The sequence below is a fragment of the Nitratireductor aquibiodomus genome, from assembly GCF_900105565.1.
GTDB classification, from domain to species: domain Bacteria; phylum Pseudomonadota; class Alphaproteobacteria; order Rhizobiales; family Rhizobiaceae; genus Nitratireductor; species Nitratireductor aquibiodomus.
In genome coordinates this window covers 2790532-2810859 of record NZ_FNSL01000001.1, presented here as the reverse complement: position 1 = coordinate 2810859, position 20328 = coordinate 2790532, and the positions used below count along the sequence as shown (strand labels likewise).

Annotated in this window: 19 protein-coding genes; 6 read left to right on the top strand and 13 right to left on the bottom strand. The window is 62.2% G+C overall.

The window, feature by feature from the left end:
* The first annotated feature begins 28 nt into the window (after positions 1-28).
* Positions 29-805: a molybdopterin-synthase adenylyltransferase MoeB gene (locus BLW55_RS13395; protein ID WP_007010193.1), complete on the top strand. Its 777-nt coding sequence runs from the start codon at positions 29-31 to the stop codon at positions 803-805.
* A gap of 246 nt (positions 806-1051) precedes the next feature.
* On the opposite strand, the gene BLW55_RS13390 is transcribed toward BLW55_RS13395, so the two are convergent.
* Positions 1052-2053, bottom strand: coding sequence for a 2-hydroxyacid dehydrogenase (locus BLW55_RS13390; RefSeq protein ID WP_007010192.1), 1002 nt, complete (start codon positions 2051-2053; stop codon positions 1052-1054).
* Between the two features lie 163 nt (positions 2054-2216).
* Here BLW55_RS13390 and BLW55_RS13385 point away from each other — a divergent pair, with 163 nt between their 5' ends.
* A complete protein-coding gene (locus BLW55_RS13385) occupies positions 2217-2771 on the top strand; it encodes an SH3 domain-containing protein (protein ID WP_007010191.1) in 555 nt (184 codons plus the stop codon).
* Between the two features lie 14 nt (positions 2772-2785).
* Here BLW55_RS13385 and irrA read toward each other — a convergent pair whose 3' ends face one another.
* The gene (gene irrA, locus BLW55_RS13380; protein WP_280140474.1) at positions 2786-3214 is read right to left on the bottom strand and encodes an iron response transcriptional regulator IrrA; all 429 of its coding nucleotides are present in this window, start codon (positions 3212-3214) and stop codon (positions 2786-2788) included.
* Positions 3215-3465: 251 nt separating this feature from the next.
* Between irrA and fabA the strand changes: the two genes are divergently transcribed.
* From fabA to fabI, 3 genes are read left to right on the top strand one after another with little or no spacing between them, the layout of a single operon-like run.
* Positions 3466-3978, top strand: a complete 513-nt coding sequence (gene fabA / locus BLW55_RS13375; protein ID WP_007010189.1) for a 3-hydroxyacyl-[acyl-carrier-protein] dehydratase FabA — start codon at positions 3466-3468, stop codon at positions 3976-3978.
* Between the two features lie 49 nt (positions 3979-4027).
* Positions 4028-5248 carry a beta-ketoacyl-ACP synthase I gene (gene fabB / locus BLW55_RS13370; protein WP_090329136.1) on the top strand — a complete coding sequence of 407 codons (1221 nt, stop codon included), beginning with the start codon at positions 4028-4030 and terminating at the stop codon, positions 5246-5248.
* 11 nt (positions 5249-5259) lie between these two features.
* Positions 5260-6078, top strand: a complete 819-nt coding sequence (gene fabI, locus BLW55_RS13365; RefSeq protein ID WP_007010187.1) for an enoyl-ACP reductase FabI — start codon at positions 5260-5262, stop codon at positions 6076-6078.
* A gap of 19 nt (positions 6079-6097) precedes the next feature.
* On the opposite strand, the gene BLW55_RS13360 is transcribed toward fabI, so the two are convergent.
* The 10 genes from BLW55_RS13360 to rimP form a co-directional block, all read right to left on the bottom strand.
* On the bottom strand, positions 6098-7111 hold the full coding sequence (locus tag BLW55_RS13360; protein WP_090329135.1) for a class I SAM-dependent methyltransferase: 1014 nt from the start codon (positions 7109-7111) through the stop codon (positions 6098-6100).
* A gap of 74 nt (positions 7112-7185) precedes the next feature.
* Entirely contained in the window at positions 7186-9339 is a 2154-nt protein-coding gene (gene pnp, locus BLW55_RS13355; RefSeq protein ID WP_090329134.1) for a polyribonucleotide nucleotidyltransferase, read from the bottom strand.
* A 311-nt stretch (positions 9340-9650) separates the two neighbouring features.
* Positions 9651-9920, bottom strand: a complete 270-nt coding sequence (gene rpsO, locus BLW55_RS13350) for a 30S ribosomal protein S15 (protein WP_007010185.1) — start codon at positions 9918-9920, stop codon at positions 9651-9653.
* A 158-nt stretch (positions 9921-10078) separates the two neighbouring features.
* Complete coding sequence (locus tag BLW55_RS13345; RefSeq protein ID WP_090329133.1) at positions 10079-11803, bottom strand: sensor histidine kinase; 1725 nt, start codon at positions 11801-11803, stop codon at positions 10079-10081.
* A 93-nt stretch (positions 11804-11896) separates the two neighbouring features.
* Entirely contained in the window at positions 11897-12832 is a 936-nt protein-coding gene (gene truB, locus BLW55_RS13340; RefSeq protein WP_090329132.1) for a tRNA pseudouridine(55) synthase TruB, read from the bottom strand.
* Positions 12832-13236, bottom strand: a complete 405-nt coding sequence (rbfA, locus tag BLW55_RS13335; RefSeq protein WP_025031826.1) for a 30S ribosome-binding factor RbfA — start codon at positions 13234-13236, stop codon at positions 12832-12834. The genes truB and rbfA overlap by 1 nt, the downstream gene beginning before the upstream one ends.
* Before the next feature lie 241 nt (positions 13237-13477).
* Positions 13478-16063, bottom strand: coding sequence for a translation initiation factor IF-2 (gene infB / locus BLW55_RS13330; protein WP_007010182.1), 2586 nt, complete (start codon positions 16061-16063; stop codon positions 13478-13480).
* Positions 16060-16695 carry an RNA-binding protein gene (locus tag BLW55_RS13325; RefSeq protein ID WP_007010181.1) on the bottom strand — a complete coding sequence of 212 codons (636 nt, stop codon included), beginning with the start codon at positions 16693-16695 and terminating at the stop codon, positions 16060-16062. Before BLW55_RS13325 ends, infB begins: the two co-directional genes overlap by 4 nt.
* A gap of 133 nt (positions 16696-16828) precedes the next feature.
* The gene (gene nusA / locus BLW55_RS13320; RefSeq protein WP_025031088.1) at positions 16829-18481 is read right to left on the bottom strand and encodes a transcription termination factor NusA; all 1653 of its coding nucleotides are present in this window, start codon (positions 18479-18481) and stop codon (positions 16829-16831) included.
* Position 18482: 1 nt separating this feature from the next.
* The gene (rimP, locus tag BLW55_RS13315) at positions 18483-19172 is read right to left on the bottom strand and encodes a ribosome maturation factor RimP (protein WP_007010179.1); all 690 of its coding nucleotides are present in this window, start codon (positions 19170-19172) and stop codon (positions 18483-18485) included.
* A gap of 264 nt (positions 19173-19436) precedes the next feature.
* On the opposite strand from rimP, the gene BLW55_RS20825 reads away from it, so the two are divergent.
* Complete coding sequence (locus BLW55_RS20825) at positions 19437-19601, top strand: hypothetical protein (protein ID WP_007010178.1); 165 nt, start codon at positions 19437-19439, stop codon at positions 19599-19601.
* A 9-nt stretch (positions 19602-19610) separates the two neighbouring features.
* Here BLW55_RS20825 and trmB read toward each other — a convergent pair whose 3' ends face one another.
* Positions 19611-20312: a tRNA (guanine(46)-N(7))-methyltransferase TrmB gene (gene trmB, locus BLW55_RS13310; RefSeq protein ID WP_090329131.1), complete on the bottom strand. Its 702-nt coding sequence runs from the start codon at positions 20310-20312 to the stop codon at positions 19611-19613.
* Positions 20313-20328: the final 16 nt, after the last annotated feature.

The window sequence follows — 20328 nt, the reverse complement described above, 5'->3', positions numbered from 1 at the left end:
GCTTCCTCCCGCTGGATAAGATCGCCCCATGGCCGAGACAACGACGTTCCCCGCCGCACTTTCCGACACCGAGCTGGAGCGCTATGCCCGCCATATCGTTCTGCCGGAAATCGGTGGAGCCGGGCAGCAAAAACTGAAGAAGGCGCGTGTTCTGGTGATCGGCGCCGGGGGGCTCGGCGCGCCGGTGCTTTGTTACCTTGCGGCCGCCGGCATCGGCACGCTGGGCGTGATTGACGACGACACGGTTTCGCTCTCCAACCTGCAGAGACAGGTTATCCATGACACGGACAGTGTCGGCATGGAGAAGGTCGAGAGCGCCAGGGCAAGCATTGCCCGCATCAACCCGCATGTGACGGTCGAGACGCATCCTATCCGGCTTGATGCGGAGAACGCTGCCGGGATCATCGCCACCTACGACATGGTGGTGGACGGATCGGACAATTTCGACACCCGCTACCTGCTGGCCGACACCTGTGAGGCGGTGGAACGGCCGCTCGTGACGGCAGCTGTCGGGCGCTTCGACGGATCGCTCACCGTGCTCAAACCGTTCGAACGCGATGCCGATGGCAATCTCATGCCGGGCTATCGTGACCTCTTTCCCGAGCCGCCGCCGGCGGGGCTTGTGCCCAGCTGCGCGGAAGCCGGCATTGTCGGCGCTCTGACCGGCGTGATGGGCACGCTGGAGGCCATGGAGGTCGTGAAGCTGGTGACGGGTATCGGTGAACCGCTCACCGGTCGCCTGCTGCTTTACGATGCGCTGGCGGCCCGTTTTGAAACCGTTAAATACCGGCGGCGCACCGGCTGAGGGCGTTTTTCCTGCGGGTGGGAACGGGCTTTGCTCGCTCCGTGACCTGTTGCATTGACGGTGTGCGTGGTTCGACAAGCTCACCATGAGGGGTAGTTGTGTCTGGCAGAAAACCGTTCTTCAGAGGCGCTGATGGCGCGCCTTGGCAGCGACATTGTCCCTCCATGCAGCCCATTGCCATCCCTCATGGTGAGCTTGCCGAACCACGCACAACGCCACTGCCAAGAGATCGCATGCGCAAAGCGATCAGACGTTCCTGGGCAGGACGCGGTCCGGCGGACGGTGGCCGTCGAAGAGGGTGCGGATGTTGATGATCACCTTCTCGCCCATGTCGATGCGGCCCTCGATGGTGGCCGACCCCATATGTGGCAGAATGACGATCTTGTTTTTCTGAGCGAGTTTCAGGAGTTTTGGATTGACGGAGGGCTCGTGCTCGAACACGTCGAGCCCCGCACCCGCAAGCTTGCCTTCCTCGATGAGGCGGATCAGCGCATCCTCATCCACCACATCACCGCGAGCTGTGTTCACGACATAGGCGCGGGGTTGCATGAGCTCGAGCCGCCGCGCAGACAGTAGATGGAAAGTGGCCGGCGTCGACGGGCAATTTACGGAGATGATGTCCATGCGGGCGAGCATCTGGTCGAGGCTGTCCCAGTAGGTTGCCTCCAGTTCGTCCTCGATGGCCGGCAAAACACGCTGGCGGTTGTGATAGTGGATCGACAGGCCAAAGGCCTTGGCGCGGCGCGCGACGGCCGTGCCCACGCGGCCCATGCCGACAATGCCGAGGCGCTTGCCCCAGATGCGGTGCCCCAGCATCCATGTGGGCGACCATCCGCCCCACTCGCCACCGCTGCGCAAAAGTTCCGCACCTTCCGTCAGGCGGCGCGGCACTGCGAGCATGAGCGCCATGGTCATGTCGGCGGTGTCTTCGTTGAGCACGTTGGGCGTGTTGGTAACAGTGATGCCTTTCCTGGCCGCTGCTGCGACGTCGATATTGTCGACGCCATTGCCGAAATTGGCGATGAGCTTCAGACGCTCGCCGGCCTGGGCAATGAGCGCGGCATCGATTCGATCCGTGATCGTGGGAACAAGAACGTCAGCTTCCTTGACCGCAGCCACGAGCTCGGGCTGCGTCATGCGCTTGTCGTCGAGATTGAGGCGCGCGTCGAACAGCTCGCGCATGCGCGTTTCGACCTGGTCCGGCAGCTTGCGGGTGATGACGACGAGAGGCTTCTTCCTGACGGTCATACGGTCTCCAAAATAACGCCCTGTTGATACCTCTTTAACCAAGATGCACGACACTGCAATGCCGAGCCGGGTTGTCTTCTGTCTATCAAGCAGGGGGCGCCAAGACAAAGAAAAAGGGTGGAAGCGCTCGTTCCGCCAGAACAAGGGTTACCGGGAGTTTGTAATGCCGGCCAACGCGCCATTCCGTTCAATGTTTGCAGCCCTCGCCGTGGCCGTTCTGGTTGCGACACCCATGACGACGCAGGCGCAGGCAAACACCGAACAGAACGTAAAGGTCGGGCCAAGCGGTCTCCCCCTGCCACGTTTCGTCAGTCTCAAATCAAGCCGCGTGAACATGCGCATCGGCCCTGGGCTCAACTACGCAGTGAACTGGATGTATCTGAAATCCGGTCTGCCGATGGAGATCATCCAGGAATATGACAACTGGCGGCGCGTGCGCGATGCCGAGGGAGCGGAAGGCTGGATCAATCAGGCGCTTCTTTCGGGACGCCGTACCGGTATCGCCGCACCATGGTTCAAGGGTAAGGAAGCCGATATCGACCTCAGGGCCGACCCGCGCGACGATGCGCGGCTCGTCGCTCGCGTCGAACCCGGCGCCATCGGCTCGATCAAGGCATGCAATGGCGACTGGTGCGAAATGGACTTCGCCGGCCATTCGGGCTGGGTGAACCAGTCACTGATCTGGGGAGCCTATCCGGGAGAGAGCGTAAAAGACTGACGGTGAAGCGCGCTTCAGTGGCGCTTGCGGCGCAGCCTGACAACGATATCGACATTGGCGATTTCCGTTCCTTCCGGCGGCTCCGGAAGGTTTCGGACCTCGACGCCACCTGAGGGGATGTCGAAAACCTTCTCATCTTCTTCGAAGAAGAAATGATGGTGATCCGACACATTGGTGTCGAAATAGGTGCGGGCACCCTCCACCTGGACAATGCGCAGCATGCCGGCATCCGTGAACTGATGCAGCGTGTTGTAGACAGTGGCCAGCGAAACGGAGAAGCCTGCATTCTGAGCTTCTTCATGCAGCGCTTCAGCAGAAACGTGACGATCACCGGCGGCGAACAGGAGATCTGCGAGCGCGACACGCTGGCGCGTGGGGCGCAGGCCCGCACTCCTCAAACGCTCTTCGAGCGAAATGTTCTGGCCTTCATTCGAGATCGACAATGAAACCGCCCGTCCTTCCTGTTATCCGAACCTTCGACCCATCCCGAGGCTCTCGCTGCAGTTATTCCTTCCTGACATATATTCGCTCCATTCAAGACGATCAATAGCGGCAGTTTTCCGGGGGCAGCCACACGCGGCATGGCAAATTCCCACAACGGCGGTTTCCAGCGAGAAACAAGCTGTGATAGGGAGTTCGGACAACGAAAAGAACGGTTCCGGCGCGACCGGGACCACCGACGGGATGGCTATTGATGGCGCAAACGAAAAACAGCTACGATTACGAAGACCTTCTGGCCTGCGCGCAGGGCGACCTTTTCGGTCCCGGCAATGCGCAATTGCCGGCTCCGCCCATGCTGATGTTCGATCGCATCACCGACATTCAGGAGGAAGGCGGGGAGTTCGGCAAGGGCTATGTCCGTGCCGAATTCGACATCAAGCCTGACCACTGGTTCTTCCCGTGCCATTTTCCCGGCAACCCGATCATGCCGGGCTGCCTTGGCCTCGATGCGCTCTGGCAGCTCACCGGTTTCTATCTCGGCTGGCTCGGCCTGCCGGGCAAGGGCATGGCCCTTTCGACCGGCGAAGTGAAATTCAAGGGCATGGTTACGCCGGAGACAAAGCTCGTCGAATACGGCGTCGACTTCAAGCGTGTCATGAAGGGCCGCCTGGTTCTCGGCACCGCCGATGGATGGCTGAAGGCCGACGGCGAGCAGATTTACACCGCCACGGATCTTCGTGTCGGGCTGGCCAAGCAGGAAGCCTGAGTTTCAACCATTGACTGGCGGCCGTGTGCAGCGGCCCAAGGAGAGTATCATGAGACGCGTCGTCGTTACCGGCCTCGGCATCGTTTCCTCGATTGGCAACAACGCAGACGAGGTAACCGCCTCGCTGCGCGATGCGAAATCGGGCATTTCGTTCTCGGAAGATTTTGCCGAGCACGGCTTCCGTTGCCAGGTATGGGGCGCACCGACGCTCGACCCGGCCGAGGTCGTCGACCGCCGCGCCATGCGCTTCCTCTCGAAGGGCGGTGCGTGGAACCATGTGGCCATGGAGCAGGCGATTGCCGACTCCGGCCTCGAGGAAGGTGACATCACCAACGAGCGCACCGGCATCATCATGGGTTCGGGCGGTCCGTCCACCCGCACCATCTTTGAAGCCGCGCAGACGACCATCGAAAAGGGCTCGCCCAAGCGCATCGGGCCGTTCGCAGTGCCCAAGGCCATGTCTTCCACGGCTTCGGCGACGCTTGCCACCTGGTTCAAAATCCATGGTGTGAACTACTCGATCTCGTCGGCCTGCTCGACCTCCGCGCACTGTATCGGCAATGCGGCTGAATTGATCCAGTGGGGCAAGCAGGACATCATGTTCGCCGGCGGCCATGAGGATCTCGACTGGACCATGTCAAACCTCTTCGACGCCATGGGCGCGATGTCTTCCAAGCACAACGACACGCCGGCCACCGCTTCGCGCGCCTATGACGCGACACGTGACGGCTTCGTCATCGCCGGCGGCGCTGGCGTTCTGGTTCTGGAAGAGCTGGAGCACGCCAAGGCGCGCGGCGCGAAGATCTATGCCGAGCTGACCGGCTATGGCGCAACCTCCGACGGTTTCGACATGGTTGCGCCTTCGGGTGAAGGCGCGGTGCGCTGCATGAAGCAGGCGCTCTCCACTGTGACCGGCGATGTCGACTACGTCAACACGCATGGCACTGCGACGCCGGTGGGCGATTCCCGCGAGATCGACGCCATCCGTCAGGTGTTCGGCGATAAGATGCCGCACATCGCGTCGACCAAGTCGCTGACGGGCCACTCGCTCGGTGGCGCGGGTGCGCAGGAATCGATCTACTCGATCCTGATGATGCAGGCCGGCTTTATCGGCGAGAGCGCGCACATCACCGAACTCGACCCCGAATTCGAGGGTGCGCCGATCGTGCGCAAACGCATCGACAACGCCAAGATCGATACAGTCCTGTCGAACTCGTTCGGGTTCGGCGGCACCAACGCCACGCTTGTTTTTCAGCGTTACGCAGGTTGAGATAAGGGTCCATGGACGGTTTGATGAAAGGGAAGCGCGGCCTCATCATGGGGGTCGCCAACGATCACTCGATTGCCTGGGGCATCGCCAGGAAGCTGGCCGAGCAGGGCGCGGAGCTGGCGTTCACCTATCAGGGCGATGCGTTTGGCCGGCGCGTGAAGCCGCTGGCCGAAAAGGTGAACTCGAACCTGCTCTTCCCCTGCGATGTGGAAGACAGCGCCTCCATCAACGCCGTGTTCGACGGGCTGAAAGAGGAATGGGGCTCGCTGGACTTCATCGTCCATGCGATCGGCTTTTCCGACCGCAACGAGCTGAAGGGCCTTTACGCCAACACCACGCGCGAGAATTTCGTGCGCACCATGGTGATCTCCTGCTACTCCTTCACGGAAGTCGCCCGCAAGGCGGCGGAGATGATGGACAATGGCGGGCAGATGCTGACGCTGACCTATGCCGGCTCCACACGCGTGATGCCCAATTACAACGTGATGGGCGTGGCCAAGGCCGGCCTTGAGGCGAGCGTGCGGTATCTGGCAAGCGATTACGGCCCGCGCAACATCCGCGTCAACGCGATCTCCGCCGGTCCCGTGCGCACGCTGGCCGGCGCCGGCATCTCGGACGCGCGCTATATGTTCTCCTACCAGCAGCGCAACGCGCCGCTCAGGCGGACCGTGGTGATCGACGAGATCGGCGGCTCGGCGCTCTATCTGCTTTCCGATCTTTCGTCCGGCGTGACGGGCGAAATCCACTATGTGGATTCCGGCTACAACACCGTTTCCATGCCCACCATGGAAGAGCTGAAGCGCATCAGCGCCGCCACCGGCGACGACTGAACCGGATCAGATCGGCCCGCTACTTGCGGGCCCACAAAACCTTGAACACCGTATCGCGGCGCAGCTCACCCTGTGCCGCGAAATGCTTTTGGAGGCTCTCTTCATAGGGTAGCTGCCTGTTGGCGACGAGGAAAAGCCGCCCGCGCGGCTTGAGCGCCTTTGCCGCCGCCGCGATCATCGCGTGGCCCATATCGGGCTCCGCAGCCCGGCTGCGATGGAATGGCGGGTTCATCAGGATCACGTCATAGCGCTCGTTCACCGGCTCTCCCAGAAGGTCCTGCCAGAAGAAGCGCGCCGGCATCTGCGGCGCTCTTGCCGCCATGTTGCGCCGGGCCGCCTCCAGCGAGGCGTGATGCGCCTCGTAAAGATCGATACTCTTCACGCCCGGTGCACGCTCGGAAGCTGCTACAGAAAGATAGCCCCAGCCGGCCGCGAAATCGGCAACTGCGCCTGACAGATTGTCCGGCAGGCACTCCACGAGAAGCGCCGAGCCCGGATCGATGCCGTCATCGGAGAAGCCACCGGCTGCAGTGATATAGCCGTCTGCCACACTTTCCGGTGCATCCAGCGCAGCCAAAACCGTTTCGATCGCATCCGGGCGACGCAGCCAGAAAACGACGCCGTGATGCTTGGAGGCATGATCTTCGAGGTCGAGAAGCTCGACCATGCGCCTGCGCACACTGCCACCGCCGTCCTTTTTGGCGCAGGCTGCTGCAATCCGGGCACCGGGCCGGGTTCGTTTCAACGCCTCAACGAGACGCTGCTCGTTCTCACGCCGGTGTCGGCCAAGCAGGACGAGCGCAAGGTCATAGCCCTCGCCTTCCGGTTCGGGGGTGACGGACAAGCCCGCCCGCTGGAGCGCAAGATAATCAGGCCGATAACCCTGCACGGCAGCCATGTCTCCGGCGAAGTCGGCTGGAAGATGAAGCGCTCCCGGTGCGCCAAGGAAAAGCACACGCTCCCCCCCGCCCGGCGGATCGATCAGCCCGCGCTCGAATGGAAACAGAAGGGTGGCAAGCGGCGTGTCGTTCATCTTGGGTTCCGGATGCGAAAACGGGCGCGGCCATGAAGGCGCGCGCCCGCTTGTCAGTCAGAAGGGAAGCGGGATCAGCCTTCGGCGTCCTCGGCCTCTTCCTTCTTCTTCTTTTCCTGCACGATCTCCTTGCCCGTCTCCTGGTCGACGACCTTCATGGAGAGGCGCACCTTGCCGCGCTCATCGAAGCCCATCAGCTTCACGAACACCTTGTCGCCTTCCTTGACGACGTCGGTGGTCTTGCCAACGCGCTCCTGCGCGAGCTGCGAGATGTGCACCAGACCGTCGCGCGGACCGAAGAAGTTCACGAATGCGCCGAAGTCGGCGGTCTTGACGACCGTGCCTTCGTAGATCTCGCCCACTTCCGGCTCTGCCGTGATGGAGTGGATCCACTTCTTCGCTGCCTCGATTTCCTTGGCGTTGGAAGAAGCGATTTTCACCGTGCCGTCGTCCTCGATGTTGATCTTAGCGCCGGTCTTCTCGACGATCTCGCGGATCACCTTGCCGCCGGAACCGATCACGTCGCGGATCTTGTCGGTCGGGATCTGCATGACCTCGATGCGCGGAGCGAACTCGCCCAGCTCACCACGGCTCTCGGAAAGGGCCTTGGCCATCTCGCCGAGAATGTGCAGACGGCCGTCCTTTGCCTGGTCGAGGGCAATCTGCATGATCTCCTCGGTGATGCCGTCGATCTTGATGTCCATCTGGAGCGAGGTGATGCCCTCATCCGTGCCGGCGACCTTGAAGTCCATGTCGCCGAGGTGATCTTCGTCACCCAGGATGTCGGAGAGAACGGCGAAGCGCTCGTCTTCCTTGATCAGGCCCATGGCGATGCCTGCAACCGGCTTTGCCAGCGGTACGCCGGCGTCCATGAGGGCCAGAGAGGTGCCGCAAACGGTCGCCATGGAGGACGAACCGTTGGACTCGGTGACTTCGGAGACAACGCGCAGCGTGTAGGGGAACTGGTCGGCGCCCGGCAGCATCGGGTGGATGGCGCGCCATGCGAGCTTGCCATGGCCGATTTCACGACGGCCGGGCGAACCCATGCGGCCCGTCTCGCCCACGGAGTAGGGCGGGAAGTTGTAGTGCAGAAGGAAGGCCTCCTTGTAGGTACCGGTGAGCGAGTCAATGAACTGCTCGTCCTCGCCGGTGCCCAGCGTGGCGACCACGAGAGCCTGCGTCTCACCACGGGTGAAGAGCGCGGAACCGTGCGTGCGGGGCAGAAGGCCTGCCTCGGCCACGATCGGGCGGACCGTCTTGAGGTCGCGTCCGTCGATGCGACCGCCGGTGTCGAGGATGTTCCAGCGAACGATCTTGCCCTGCAGGCTCTTGAAGACCGTGTTGACCTGCTCGGCCGACCACTTGGTCTCTTCTTCGCCTTCCGGCAGGAGCGTCTCTTTCACCTTCGCCTTGGCGGCGTCAACGGCGTCGTAACGCTTCTGCTTGTCGGTGATCTTGTAAGCTTCGCGCAGATCGTTCTCGACGATCTTGAGCATCTCGCCTTCGAGCTCGGAGAGGTCCGGCGGCGTGAAGTCGCGGGGTTCCTTGGCCGCAACTTCAGCGAGCTTGATGATCGCGTCGATGACCGGCTGGAAGCCCTTGTGGCCGAACATGACGGCGCCGAGCATGACGTCCTCGGGGAGCTGCTGGGCTTCCGATTCAACCATCAGGACGGCATCGCCTGTACCGGCGACGACGAGGTCGAGCTTTGTCTCTTCCATCTCGTCGACATGCGGGTTGAGGATGTACTCACCGCCGACATAGCCAACGCGTGCGGCACCGATGGGGCCCATGAAGGGAACACCGGAGAGGGTGAGCGCGGCGGAAACGGCAACCATGGCGACGATGTCCGGATCGTTCTCCAGATCGTGCTGCAGCACGGTGGCGATGACCTGGGTGTCGTTCTTGTAGCCATCGACGAAGAGCGGGCGGATCGGACGGTCGATCAGACGGGAGACCAGCGTCTCCTTCTCGCTCGGACGGCCTTCGCGCTTGAAGTAGCCGCCCGGGATTTTGCCGGCGGCAAAGGTCTTTTCCTGGTAGTTGACGGTCAGCGGGAAGAAGTCGAAGCCCGCCTTCGGCTCTTTCGCGGAAACGACGGTTGCGAGAACAACGGTCTCGCCATAGGTGGCGAGCACTGCGCCGTCTGCCTGACGGGCAATCTTGCCGGTTTCAAGGGTAAGCGGACGCCCACCCCATTCGATCTCAACTTTGTGGTCTTTAAACATATCTTGTCCTTTTGTGCCGAAGGGCGCGCCAGCATCTGGCGGCGTTTTCCCTTCGGGCTCGCTTCGTTTCTCGGACGAGCCACGGGCAAGACAACGGGAGGCTCGTTTCCCGGCCGTCGCGGCCGCAAGCATCCTGCAATCCTGCCCCATGACCTGTCCATTGGGGCCCCGGCTATCCGGCTTTTCAGACGCGGGACGGCGGCAAGACCGCTGTCGCAATCACTCCTGGCCGGAGCCGTCGGGCACACAGATATACCGCATACCCAAATAAGACCGGCGGACACCCGTTGGTATCCGCCGGCCAAATCAGCTTAGCGCCGCAGTCCGAGCTTCTCGATCAGCGTCTTGTAGCGGCCTTCGTCCTTCTTTTTCAGATAGTCCAGAAGACGGCGACGCTGGGAGACGAGCTTCAGGAGACCACGACGGGAGTGGTTGTCCTTCTTGTGGTCCTTGAAGTGCTCGGTGAGGTTCTTGATCCGCTCGGTCAGAATAGCGACCTGGACTTCCGGAGAACCGGTATCGCCCTGGGCGGTGGCAAATTCTTTCAGCAAATCCTGTTTACGCTCTGCAGTAACCGACATCGGTTTCCTTTCTCAAATTTAGGGAAAAGGGACGCCCTCAGCCGGGATGTCGTCCAGCCGGGGCCATGTAACAATGCGCATTCAAGGCGCAATGATGGCTGGCATATATGCGAAATCGCATAGGATTACCAGCCCAAACATTGACAGTGCCATTGTCCTCAATCGACTTCATCTGTCGGGGAAGGATTTTTCAGCGAGTCCGGCACCAGCCTGTCGACCGGAATCCTGAACACGCATTCCAGCCCGTCACGATGAAAAACACGCGATATCTCGGCATCAAGCGTGCCGCCGACCATCCGCTCGATGATCTCCGTTCCGAACCCGCGGCGGCGCACATTGCGGCGCCGCCCTTTCGAAACATGCTCCCGCCAGGTCAAGGTGAGAATGTCATCCTTGACCTTCCAGGAAATCTCGAGCCTGCCGGTGCTGGTGGAAAACGCGCCGTACTTGGAAGCATTGGTTGCAAGTTCATGGACCGCGAGGCCAACCGTCTGCGCAGGCTGGTTGGCGAGCCGGAATTTCGGACCGGTCATTTTAAGGCGTTCGGCGCTATCGGGCCGGAAAGGGTCGACCTGTGCCGCCAGCAATTCACGCAGCTCCACACCGGCAGCGCCACCCGCAATCAAAAGGTCGGTCGAGCGCGCCAGCCCGTGCAGGCGTTTCTGGAAAGCATCCTGAAATCCGGCGAATGTGCGGGAACTACGCGCGGTCTGCTTGGCCATGGAGGACACCACGGTCAACTGGTTCTTGGAACGGTGCGCAACCTCACGCATGAGAAGGCGGATTTCGTTTTCCGCCTGCTCCCGATCAAGCGCAGCCTCTGCCAAGGCCGAGGATACTGTGGCCACTTCCGCAATCGGATACTCAATCGCATGAACGGGTTCGCCGGCGCCGAGCCGCCGCGCATCGCGCGCCAGCCGGCGCACGGGGCCAGCGATCTGTCGCCCAAGCAACCAGGCCGCGAACGCCCCGATGGCGATGACGAGCAGTCCTCCGGCCAGCAGCATACGCAACGAATGGCGCATCGGCTCTTCTATGGTTTTGGTCGAAGCCCACACCACCGCCTTCCACCCGCTGACGCCGGATTCACCGATGATTGCCGTGTAGGTGCCTCCCTCACGCCCTTCCGCCGGTTCGGCTTCATGTTGAATGCCCGTTCCGTCCAAATTCAGAAAAAACATCTTTCCGACATCGGAGGACATGAAAGACGAGGCCACCACGATGTTGTTCTTGTCGACCACCGAGGCATTCCAGCCACCGCGAAGCATCTGCTGAGACAGCACATCCACAAGCGTGTCCGCGTTTCGTGTCATCACCAGGATGCGTGGGGGGCCGTTCTCGGGGAAGTACGGCTTCACAACCTTGAAGCTCCACTTGCCGTGCAGTTTTCCAAAGAACACACCCGAGGTGATGGTTACCCCTCCCTTCAACGCCGCCCGGGCCGTCTCCGGTTCATTTAGGGGCGTCAGGGGTTCACCAAAGGGCACGCCGGTATTGATCAGCAGCCTGTAGTTTTCATCCAGCACGCGCAGATACGAGCCGCTGCCGGCAAGAGCCAGCCTCGCACGGTCGTAAAAGTCCTTCAGGTCGCCACTGGCAAGGGAGGGGGTTGTCGAAAGCACGCGCAGCGTGGTCGACATGCCGCTCAGTTCGCGGTCGACGGCCTCGGCGATCGAGCCGGCCATAGCCTCGGCGAGCGTGCTTACGACCTCGCGCTGCGCCTCGTTGTTGCGCTGAAGCAGAACGACCGAAACGCCGATGGCGGGGATGATGGTCACCGCGATCAGCAGAAACAGAAAAAAGCCGATGGGTTTCGGGCCTGATGCGAAAGCCCTTATGCGCTCTGACCACGTTTCCGAAGGCGCACTGTCTTTCGCCTGCATTCAATGCCCGTCCCAATGATCGTTTCGGTACATAATGCACGAAACGCCCAAGGGTTGCCTCGTTGATCACATGAAATCAACCGGCAACGTATTTTACATGGCGAAAACACGCTTGGGCTTGAACATGCCCGCCTCAACCGCGCCAAGCGCCACCAGGCGGCCACGCGCGCTGGCCCAGGCCTCCGGCGCCTCGACCGGGGCGTCACGGCCGCGCACGATCACCGGGTTGCCCAGTCGAATCCGCGCCGCCGCATCGTCGGTAACGGCGACTTCCGGCAGACCCTCGAGAGCCGTGGCGATATCGAGAAGATATTCGTCGAGCGTAGCGAAGTCGCCGGCCTCGCGGTCCCCTTCCGTCGCCGCCTCCTCAAGCGCCGGCAGCTCCACGAGCTGATCGGGAAGGAAAGGATAGACCTCGGTGCGGCGCAGCTCTGCAATGTGGCCGTAGCACCCCAGGTCGCGGCCCAGGTCGCGGGCGATGCTGCGCACATAGGTGCCCTTGCCGCACTCGATCTCGAACACCGCATTATCGGGCGTGAAGGACACCAGATCGAGCCGGCCCACCTCAATCTCACGCGCCGCGATCTCGACCGTCTCGCCCTCGCGGGCAAGGTCATAAGCGCGCTCACCGTCAATCTTGACGGCGGAAAACTGCGGCGGGGTCTGCATAATGATGCCCGTGTAGTTCGGCAGCAGGGCGCGGACGGCTTCCTCGGTCGGGCGCTCGTCGGAGCTTTCCGTGACCGGCCCTTCCAGGTCGTCGGTGGCCCGCTCCTCACCCCAGGCGACCTTGAAGCGGTAGACCTTGGCGCCATCCATGACGAAGGGCACCGTCTTCGTCGCATCACCAAGCGCGATCGGCAGCATGCCGGATGCGAGCGGGTCGAGTGTGCCGGCATGACCGGCCTTCTCCGCGTTGAAAAGCCATTTGATCTTGGAAACGGCGCTGGTGGATCCCATGCCCGCCGGCTTGTCGAGGATCAGCCAGCCGTTGATACGGCGTCCCTTCCGCTTACCGCGCCGCGCCATCAAAGATCATCCTCATTCGCGTCGTCGTCCTTCAGGTCGCGGGCCACTTCCGGCGACTTCAAGAGGCGATCGATCTTGTTGAAATTCTCGAAACTGTCGTCCACGCGGAACCGCAGTTCCGGCATGTATTTCATCTGCCGCAACGCCGGTGTGATGCGTCCGCGGAGGAAGCGCGCATGGCGGTTCAGAGCTGCCGCGACCGCATCCTTGTCGGCCGCGCCGAGCGGCGAGACATAGGCGGTGGCGATTTTCAGGTCCGGTGACATACGCACTTCAGACACGGAAACCACGGTGTTTGCGAGCGCATCGTCGCTTACATCGCCGCGCTGGAGAGCCTGCGCGATTGCGTGACGCACCTGCTCGCCGACGCGAAGCTGGCGTTGAGAGGGAGCGGAAGACGGCATGGAGCACCTTCTTGCGGGGAAAGCCCTATTGTATCCGCATCGCGGATATCGGCAAATTATGAAAGCGGAAGCGTCTGACGCCGGAAAGCGAGATGGGGCATCAAGTGCCCCATCCTGGCTGTTCCAAACGTACGCGCATTAGAGCATCGGACCGAAAAGATGAAACCGGTTTTCGGGTCATTCCGATGCTCCATCAAAAACCTAGATCGTCCTTTGTGCGTCCGAATGGACGCACGGCGATCTAGAGCGTGCGCGTGACCATCTCGACGCGATAGGCCTCGATGACATCGCCGGGGCGAATGTCCTCGTAGTTCTCGAACGCCATGCCGCATTCCTGACCGGCAGGCACTTCGGAGACTTCGTCCTTGAAGCGCTTGAGCGTCTTCAGCTTGCCTTCGTGGATCACCACGCTGTCGCGGATGAGGCGCACGCCGGCACCACGCTCCACCTTGCCTTCGGTGACCCGGCAGCCGGCGACCTTGCCGACCTTGGACACGTTGAAGACCTCGAGGATCTCGGCATTGCCGAGGAAGGTCTCGCGGCGCTCCGGAGAAAGGAGGCCCGACATGGCCGCTTTGATGTCATCCACGAGATCGTAGATGATGTTGTAGTAGCGGATCTCGATCCCGGCAGCTTCAGCCGCATCGCGCGCCTGCTTGTTGGCGCGGACGTTGAAGCCGATGATCGCAGCCTCGGAAGTCTCGGCGAGCGACACGTCGCTCTCCGTGATCGCGCCGGCACCCGAATGGACGATGCGTGCGCGGACTTCGTCGGTGCCCAGCTTGTCGAGCGCACCGGCAATGGCCTCGATCGAGCCCTGTACGTCGCCCTTGACGATGAGCGGGAACTCTTTCAGGCCCGTGTCCTGAAGCTGCGACATCATCTGCTCGAGCGAGCCGCGCTGCCCCGCCTGGCGGGCAACGGACTTCTCGCGGGCCAGACGCTGGCGATACTCGGAAATCTCGCGGGCGCGTGCCTCGCTCTCGACAACCGCGATGCGGTCGCCGGCCAGCGGGGTTCCCTGCAGGCCGAGGATCTCGACCGGCATGGAGGGCGGAGCTTCTTTCAGCTGCTCGCCACGATCGTTGACGAGCGCGCGGACACGGCCCCACTCGTTACCGGCCACGATGATGTCGCCGGTGTGAAGCGTACCTGCCTGGACCAGGACCGTGGCAACCGAGCCGCGACCACGGTCGAGCTTGGCCTCGATGACCACGCCTTCGGCGGAGCGATCCGGGTTGGCCTTGAGCTCAAGAACCTCGGACTGGAGGAGAACCGCTTCCAGCAGCCTGTCGAGATTGGTGCCCTTGACGGCAGAAACCTCGACGTCGAGCACCTCGCCGCCCATGGACTCCACGAAGACCTCGTGCTGGAGGAGCTCCGTGCGCACCTTGTTGGCGTCGGCTTCCGGCTTGTCAATCTTGTTGATCGCAACAATGATCGGCACGCCCGCAGCCTTGGCGTGGTTGATGGACTCGATCGTCTGCGGCATCACGCTGTCGTCAGCCGCCACCACGAGAATGGCAATGTCGGTCGCTTCCGCACCGCGCGCGCGCATGGCCGTAAAGGCGGCGTGGCCGGGCGTATCGATGAAGGTGATCGTCTGACCACCCTGCTCAACCTGATAGGCGCCGATATGCTGGGTGATGCCGCCGGCCTCGCCGGACACCACATTCGCATGGCGGATTGCATCGAGCAGCGAGGTCTTACCGTGATCGACGTGGCCCATGATCGTAACGACGGGCGGACGCGGCTTCAGATCCTCGGCCTTGTCTTCAACATTGAAGAGGCCTTCTTCGACGTCGGACTCGGCAACGCGCTTCACGGTATGACCGAACTCTTCAGCCACCAGTTCGGCGGTATCCGCATCGATCACGTCGCCGGGCTTCAACATCTGGCCCTGCTTCATGAAGAACTTGATAACATCCACGGCGCGCTCGGCCATACGCTGGGCGAGCTCCTGAATGGTGATCGTCTCGGGAAGAACCACCTCGCGGGAAATCTTCTCACGCGGCTCCTGATGCTGGGCGCGCTTGAATTTTTCCTGGCGGCGGCGCATCGAAGAGAGCGAACGCCCGCGCGTCTCGCCATCGTCCGACAGCGCGCGATTGAGCGTCAGCTTGCCACGGCGGCGCTGGTCGTCGCCACGCGGCTTCGCCGCCGGGCGCGGCACTTCCGGTTTCGGCGCGGCGCGCTTGACCGGAGCGCCCTTGCTCTTCGAGCGGGCCTCGTCGTCAGAATCCACCTCGGGCTCGGGTTTCGCCTCGGCAGGCGGCGGCGCGCGGCGGCGCGCTTCTTCCTCAGCCTCGCGCCGGGCCTCGGCTTCCGCCTTCAGGCGAGCTTCTTCCTCAGCCTGGCGGCGTGCGGATTCCTCACGCTCGCGCTCGCGGCGTGCGTCTTCTTCCGCGCGGCGCTTGGCCTCCTCGGCGGCACGCTGGCGCTCTTCGGCCTCGCGCACCTTCGAATCCTGCAGGGCGCGACGGCGCGCCTCGATCTCATCCTTGGAGAGTTCATTGAGAACCACGCCGGAGCGGTTGCCGCCAGGAGCCGGGCGCGGACGTTCGCGCTGACGCTGCGGCGCAGGCTGGGGTGCCGCCGGCTTCGGTTTGGCCGCTGCGGGTGCCGGCGCAGGCGCGGGCGTTGTCTCGGGACGCTCGTCTGGCCGAGAGAACTTGCGCTTCTTCGTCTCGACAACGACAGACTTCGAGCGTCCATGCGAGAAGTTCTGGCGCACCGTGCCCTGCTCAACAGAGGGCCGCTTCAGCGTCAGCGTCTTCTTCTTTTCGACGCTCAGCGTCTTGTCGTCACCGGTTTTCGTATCCGTCATTCCACATCCTCTGCGGTGCCCATTGCAACCGCTGCCGGTTTGTCCGCGCATTCGCCTCGAAAAGTCTCGAGCGCACTAACGCGTTTCAGCGCCGCCTTGCCCGCGTCCCGCCCGAACACGGCAGCATGTATCACATTTGTAGCCCCCAATGCCAAACTCATTTCTTCTTCGGAAAAGAGTTTGTAAGCCGGGATAGCCGGTCCGCCCAGATGGGCCACTGCGTGACGAGCGGCCGTGATCTTGCGCACTCCGTCCTGCGAGGCTTCACGAGCATGCAGCACGCCATAGGCCTTGCCGCTGCGCACCGACGCCTCGACCTTCGCAGCACCCAATGCCACGGCTCCGGCCTTCCGCGCAAGCCCAAGAGCGCCCAGAGCGGCTTTTGAAAGCAATTCATCGACCAGCGCGCCCAGATTTTCGGGCGGGGTGACCGACGTTTTCAGAGCGCGGGCGAAAAGGTTTCTCTGGGCCGCCCTGTCAACATGCACCCGGTCAGCCGTGACCCAGCATCCGCGCCCGGGGAGCTTGCGCTTCAGATCGGGAACGACCATGCCGTCCGGCCCCGCGACGAACCGGATCAGGTCCTCCGCGGGCCGCGCCTTGCGCGAGACAATGCATGTGCGATCGTTCATATCGTCCACAACAACTCCAGAGCATCCTGCTGCCGCGTGCCATCACGCGGCTCCGCAGGAATGCGGCGAAACAAGGTCGGCGAAGCGCACCACAGGCGTCACGAGGACAGCCATGCGCTCCACAAGACCCATATCAGGCTTCAGCGCCTTCGGCGGCCTCAGGCGCCTGCGCACCCTCGGCAGCTTCCGCACCTTCCTCACCCTCATCTGCCTCGGCTTCAGCCTCGGCAGCGAGGTCTTCCTCGGTGATCCAGCCCATCCTGAGACGCGCGGCCACAACCATCTGCTCGGCTTCGGCGCGCGACACGTCGAACTTGGAGAAGACACCCGGCTCGAACGTCGTCTCGCCGTCCTTGCGCTCTTTCCAGCCGACCAGATCGTCGACGGCATAGCCGGCGAAATCCTCTATGGTCTTCACATCATCCTCACCGACCGCCACCATCATCGCGGTGGTAATGCCCGGAATCTCGCGCAGTTCGTCCTGAACGCCGAGTTCCTGACGCTTTGCATCGAATTCGGCCTCGATCCGCTCGAGATATTCGCGTGCGCGCATCTGGATCTCTTCGGCGGTTTCCTCGTCGAAGCCGTCGATGGATGCGATTTCGCCCGATTCCACATAGGCGACTTCCTCGACGCTGGTGAAACCCTCGGAGGCGAGCACCTGGCCGACCATCTCGTCAACGTTGAGCGCTTCCATGAACAGGGCGGAGCGTTCGGTGAACTCCTTCTGGCGGCGGCTCGACTCTTCTTCCTCGGTCAGGATGTCGATGTCCCAGCCCGTAAGCTGCGAGGCAAGGCGGACGTTCTGACCGCGGCGGCCGATGGCCAGTGAAAGCTGGTCGTCCGGCACCACAACCTCGATGCGCTCCGCATCTTCATCGAGCACCACCTTGGCAACTTCGGCCGGCTGCAATGCGTTGACGATGAAGGAAGCCGCGTTCTCGTTCCACGGAATGATGTCGATCTTCTCGCCCTGAAGCTCGCCGACAACCGCCTGAACGCGGCTGCCGCGCATACCGACACAGGCGCCGACCGGATCGATCGAGGAATCGTGGCTGATGACCGCGATCTTTGCGCGCGAGCCCGGATCGCGGGCCACCGAACGGATCTCGATGATGCCGTCGTAGATTTCCGGCACTTCCATGGTGAAGAGTTTCGCCATGAACTGCGGATGCGTGCGCGACAGGAAGATCTGCGGGCCGCGCTGCTCGCGCCGCACATCATAGACATAGGCGCGGACACGATCACCATACTTGAAGATTTCGCGGGGGATCAGTTCGTCGCGGCGGATGATCGCTTCGCCACGGCCGAGATCGACAATGACATTGCCGTATTCGACGCGCTTGACCGTGCCGTTGACAATCTCGCCGATGCGATCCTTGTACTCGTCATACTGACGGTCGCGCTCGGCCTCGCGCACCTTCTGCACGATGACCTGCTTGGCCGACTGGGCGGCGATGCGGCCGAAATCCATGGGCGGAAGCTGCTCGGCAAGGAAGTCGCCGGGCTGGGCGTCCGGATTGCGCGTGCGCGCATCCTTGACGGAGATTTCACGCGCCGGCTCCTCGACATTGTCGACGACTTCCATCAGGCGCTGCAGCTTCATCTCACCCGTCTGCGGGTTGATGTCGGCGCGAATATTGGTCTCCTGACCATAACGCGAACGCGCGGCCTTCTGAATTGCGTCGGCCATGGCGGCGATGACGATCTGCTTGTCGATGGACTTCTCGCGGGCCACCGCGTCGGCGATCTGGAGAAGCTCCAGCCTGTTCGCACTGACTGCCATGTCACTCTCCTTCGGCGTGGGATCCGGGGGGTTCGTCCCCGGCCGGCTCAGTTGCGTTTTGTTTGGCGGACCGCTGGGCGGCCCTTTCCGATGCGGAAGGGCGGCGATTACGCTTGCGTTCGCGGCGCTCTTCCTTGTCCTGCTTCAGGGCGTCGCGCACCAGCTCGTCCGTCAGGACCAGCCGTGCTTCGGCGATTGCCTCGAAGGGAATTCCAAAGAGGACATCCTCGTCCCCTTCTTCCTCGGCCGTTTCCGGCTCGATCGTCACGGTTTCTCCGTCGCTCTCGACGACAAAACCGCGGAAGCGTTTGCGCCCATCAAGCAACACGGCCGTTTCGATCTTGACCAGATGCCCCTCGGCGGCAGCGAAATCCGTGGTGCGCACCAGCGGTCGGTCGATGCCCGGCGAGGAAATTTCAAGCTGATAGGCCGTGTCGATCGGGTCTTCGACGTCGAGCACAGGCGAAAGCGCGCGACTGACTTCCTCGCAGTCTTCAACGGTCATGCTGCCGTCGGGCCGTTCAGCCATGATCTGCAGGGTGGCGCCTTCCTGCGCAGTCATGCGCACGCGAACCAGGCGATATCCGATCGCACCCAGAACAGGAATGATGATCGCAGCGACACGCGCCTCGATGCCGCTTTCGCGGATCAGGCGATCATCGCCATTCCTGTCTTCTGAAACTGCCGTCATCCAACCTCCGGACGGCCGCATCTAACAAAAAAGAGCGGGACCGGTGGGACCCACTCTCCGTCATAGCGACCAAGAATTTGAGCTGGATATAGCCGAGATGGCAGTTCTTTTCAAGAGCGGTGCATCAAAAGCCTGCAGTGATCCAGACCCAGAAAATTATCATGATGCACCGCACAAACGCATGGCTGCCCTGCCAGATCATCGCTTCTCGACGGTCCGGGGTCGCCTTAAGTTATGCTGCATCGCACAATGAAAGGAAAAACCATGTCTGCACGTAAATTCGTGACGGAAATCGGTGAGTTTTTTGGGGTGATCGAGAGTGCCGTGGCGGTTTCCGCCGCAGTGCGCAATCGCCGTCGCGCACAGGATGCGGATCTTCGCCGCCTCGGCATCGATCCTGAGCAGTTTTATGGAATGCGCGGCAGGTAAGACCGCCGCTTAGACCCGCAGGAAGGTCAGATAGGCGGGTGTCCGCCCCTCGCGGATCGCCTTTGCTTCATACCTTGTGCCCGGCCACCCGGCATAGGGCGTGTGCCAGTCGTCGGCGCTTTCCGCCTCCCAGCGAAATGCGGGATGTGCCTCACAGTGCAGGAGCGTCCAGTCGATATAGGTATCGATGTCCGACGCGAAGCGGAAACGCCCCCCCGGTTTTAGCACGCGGGAAAAGCGGTCGAGATTCGCCCGGTTCACGAACCGGCGTTTCCAGTGCTTTTTCTTGGGCCAGGGGTCCGGATAGAGCAGGTCTACCTCGGCGATCGACGCTTCTGGCAGCCAGTCCAGCAGTGCGGTCGCATCATCATTGTAGACCCGCAGGTTCGCCGGTGCGCCGCCCTGTTCATCGACAGCGGAGGCGAGCTTCGCCATACCGTTGACGAACGGTTCCACGCCGATGAAACCCGTGTGCGGATAGCGTGCCAGTTCGCTAAGCAGATGCTCGCCGCCACCGAAGCCGATCTCAAGTCTGATCCGCTCCACGGGTGATGGGAACAGCGCCGCCACATCGTGTGACGCCACATCTAGCTTTATCAGCGCCCTGTCGAGAAGCGCGGCAAGCGCCGCGTCCTGCCTGGGACGCAGACGCTTTCCATGACGACGGCCGAAGAAGGCTTCGGTAGCCCGTTTGCGCCGTTCTTCAGCCATCAGGTCTTTCCGCTAC

Bases quoted from the DNA above. Each gene is read 5' to 3' on its own strand.
- rimP (WP_007010179.1), bottom strand. From the start codon at position 19,172: ATGACGGCAGTTTCAGAAGACAGGAATGGCGATGATCGCCTGATCCGC.
- nusA (WP_025031088.1), bottom strand. From the start codon at position 18,481: ATGGCAGTCAGTGCGAACAGGCTGGAGCTTCTCCAGATCGCCGACGCG.
- fabB (WP_090329136.1), top strand. From the start codon at position 4,028: ATGAGACGCGTCGTCGTTACCGGCCTCGGCATCGTTTCCTCGATTGGC.
- pnp (WP_090329134.1), bottom strand. From the start codon at position 9,339: ATGTTTAAAGACCACAAAGTTGAGATCGAATGGGGTGGGCGTCCGCTT.
- fabI (WP_007010187.1), top strand. From the start codon at position 5,260: ATGGACGGTTTGATGAAAGGGAAGCGCGGCCTCATCATGGGGGTCGCC.
- truB (WP_090329132.1), bottom strand. From the start codon at position 12,832: ATGGCGCGGCGCGGTAAGCGGAAGGGACGCCGTATCAACGGCTGGCTG.
- infB (WP_007010182.1), bottom strand. From the start codon at position 16,063: ATGACGGATACGAAAACCGGTGACGACAAGACGCTGAGCGTCGAAAAG.
- BLW55_RS13395 (WP_007010193.1), top strand. From the start codon at position 29: ATGGCCGAGACAACGACGTTCCCCGCCGCACTTTCCGACACCGAGCTG.
- BLW55_RS13345 (WP_090329133.1), bottom strand. From the start codon at position 11,803: ATGCAGGCGAAAGACAGTGCGCCTTCGGAAACGTGGTCAGAGCGCATA.
- rbfA (WP_025031826.1), bottom strand. From the start codon at position 13,236: ATGCCGTCTTCCGCTCCCTCTCAACGCCAGCTTCGCGTCGGCGAGCAG.
- fabA (WP_007010189.1), top strand. From the start codon at position 3,466: ATGGCGCAAACGAAAAACAGCTACGATTACGAAGACCTTCTGGCCTGC.
- rpsO (WP_007010185.1), bottom strand. From the start codon at position 9,920: ATGTCGGTTACTGCAGAGCGTAAACAGGATTTGCTGAAAGAATTTGCC.
- BLW55_RS13360 (WP_090329135.1), bottom strand. From the start codon at position 7,111: ATGAACGACACGCCGCTTGCCACCCTTCTGTTTCCATTCGAGCGCGGG.
- BLW55_RS13385 (WP_007010191.1), top strand. From the start codon at position 2,217: ATGCCGGCCAACGCGCCATTCCGTTCAATGTTTGCAGCCCTCGCCGTG.
- BLW55_RS20825 (WP_007010178.1), top strand. From the start codon at position 19,437: ATGTCTGCACGTAAATTCGTGACGGAAATCGGTGAGTTTTTTGGGGTG.
- trmB (WP_090329131.1), bottom strand. From the start codon at position 20,312: ATGGCTGAAGAACGGCGCAAACGGGCTACCGAAGCCTTCTTCGGCCGT.
- BLW55_RS13390 (WP_007010192.1), bottom strand. From the start codon at position 2,053: ATGACCGTCAGGAAGAAGCCTCTCGTCGTCATCACCCGCAAGCTGCCG.
- BLW55_RS13325 (WP_007010181.1), bottom strand. From the start codon at position 16,695: ATGAACGATCGCACATGCATTGTCTCGCGCAAGGCGCGGCCCGCGGAG.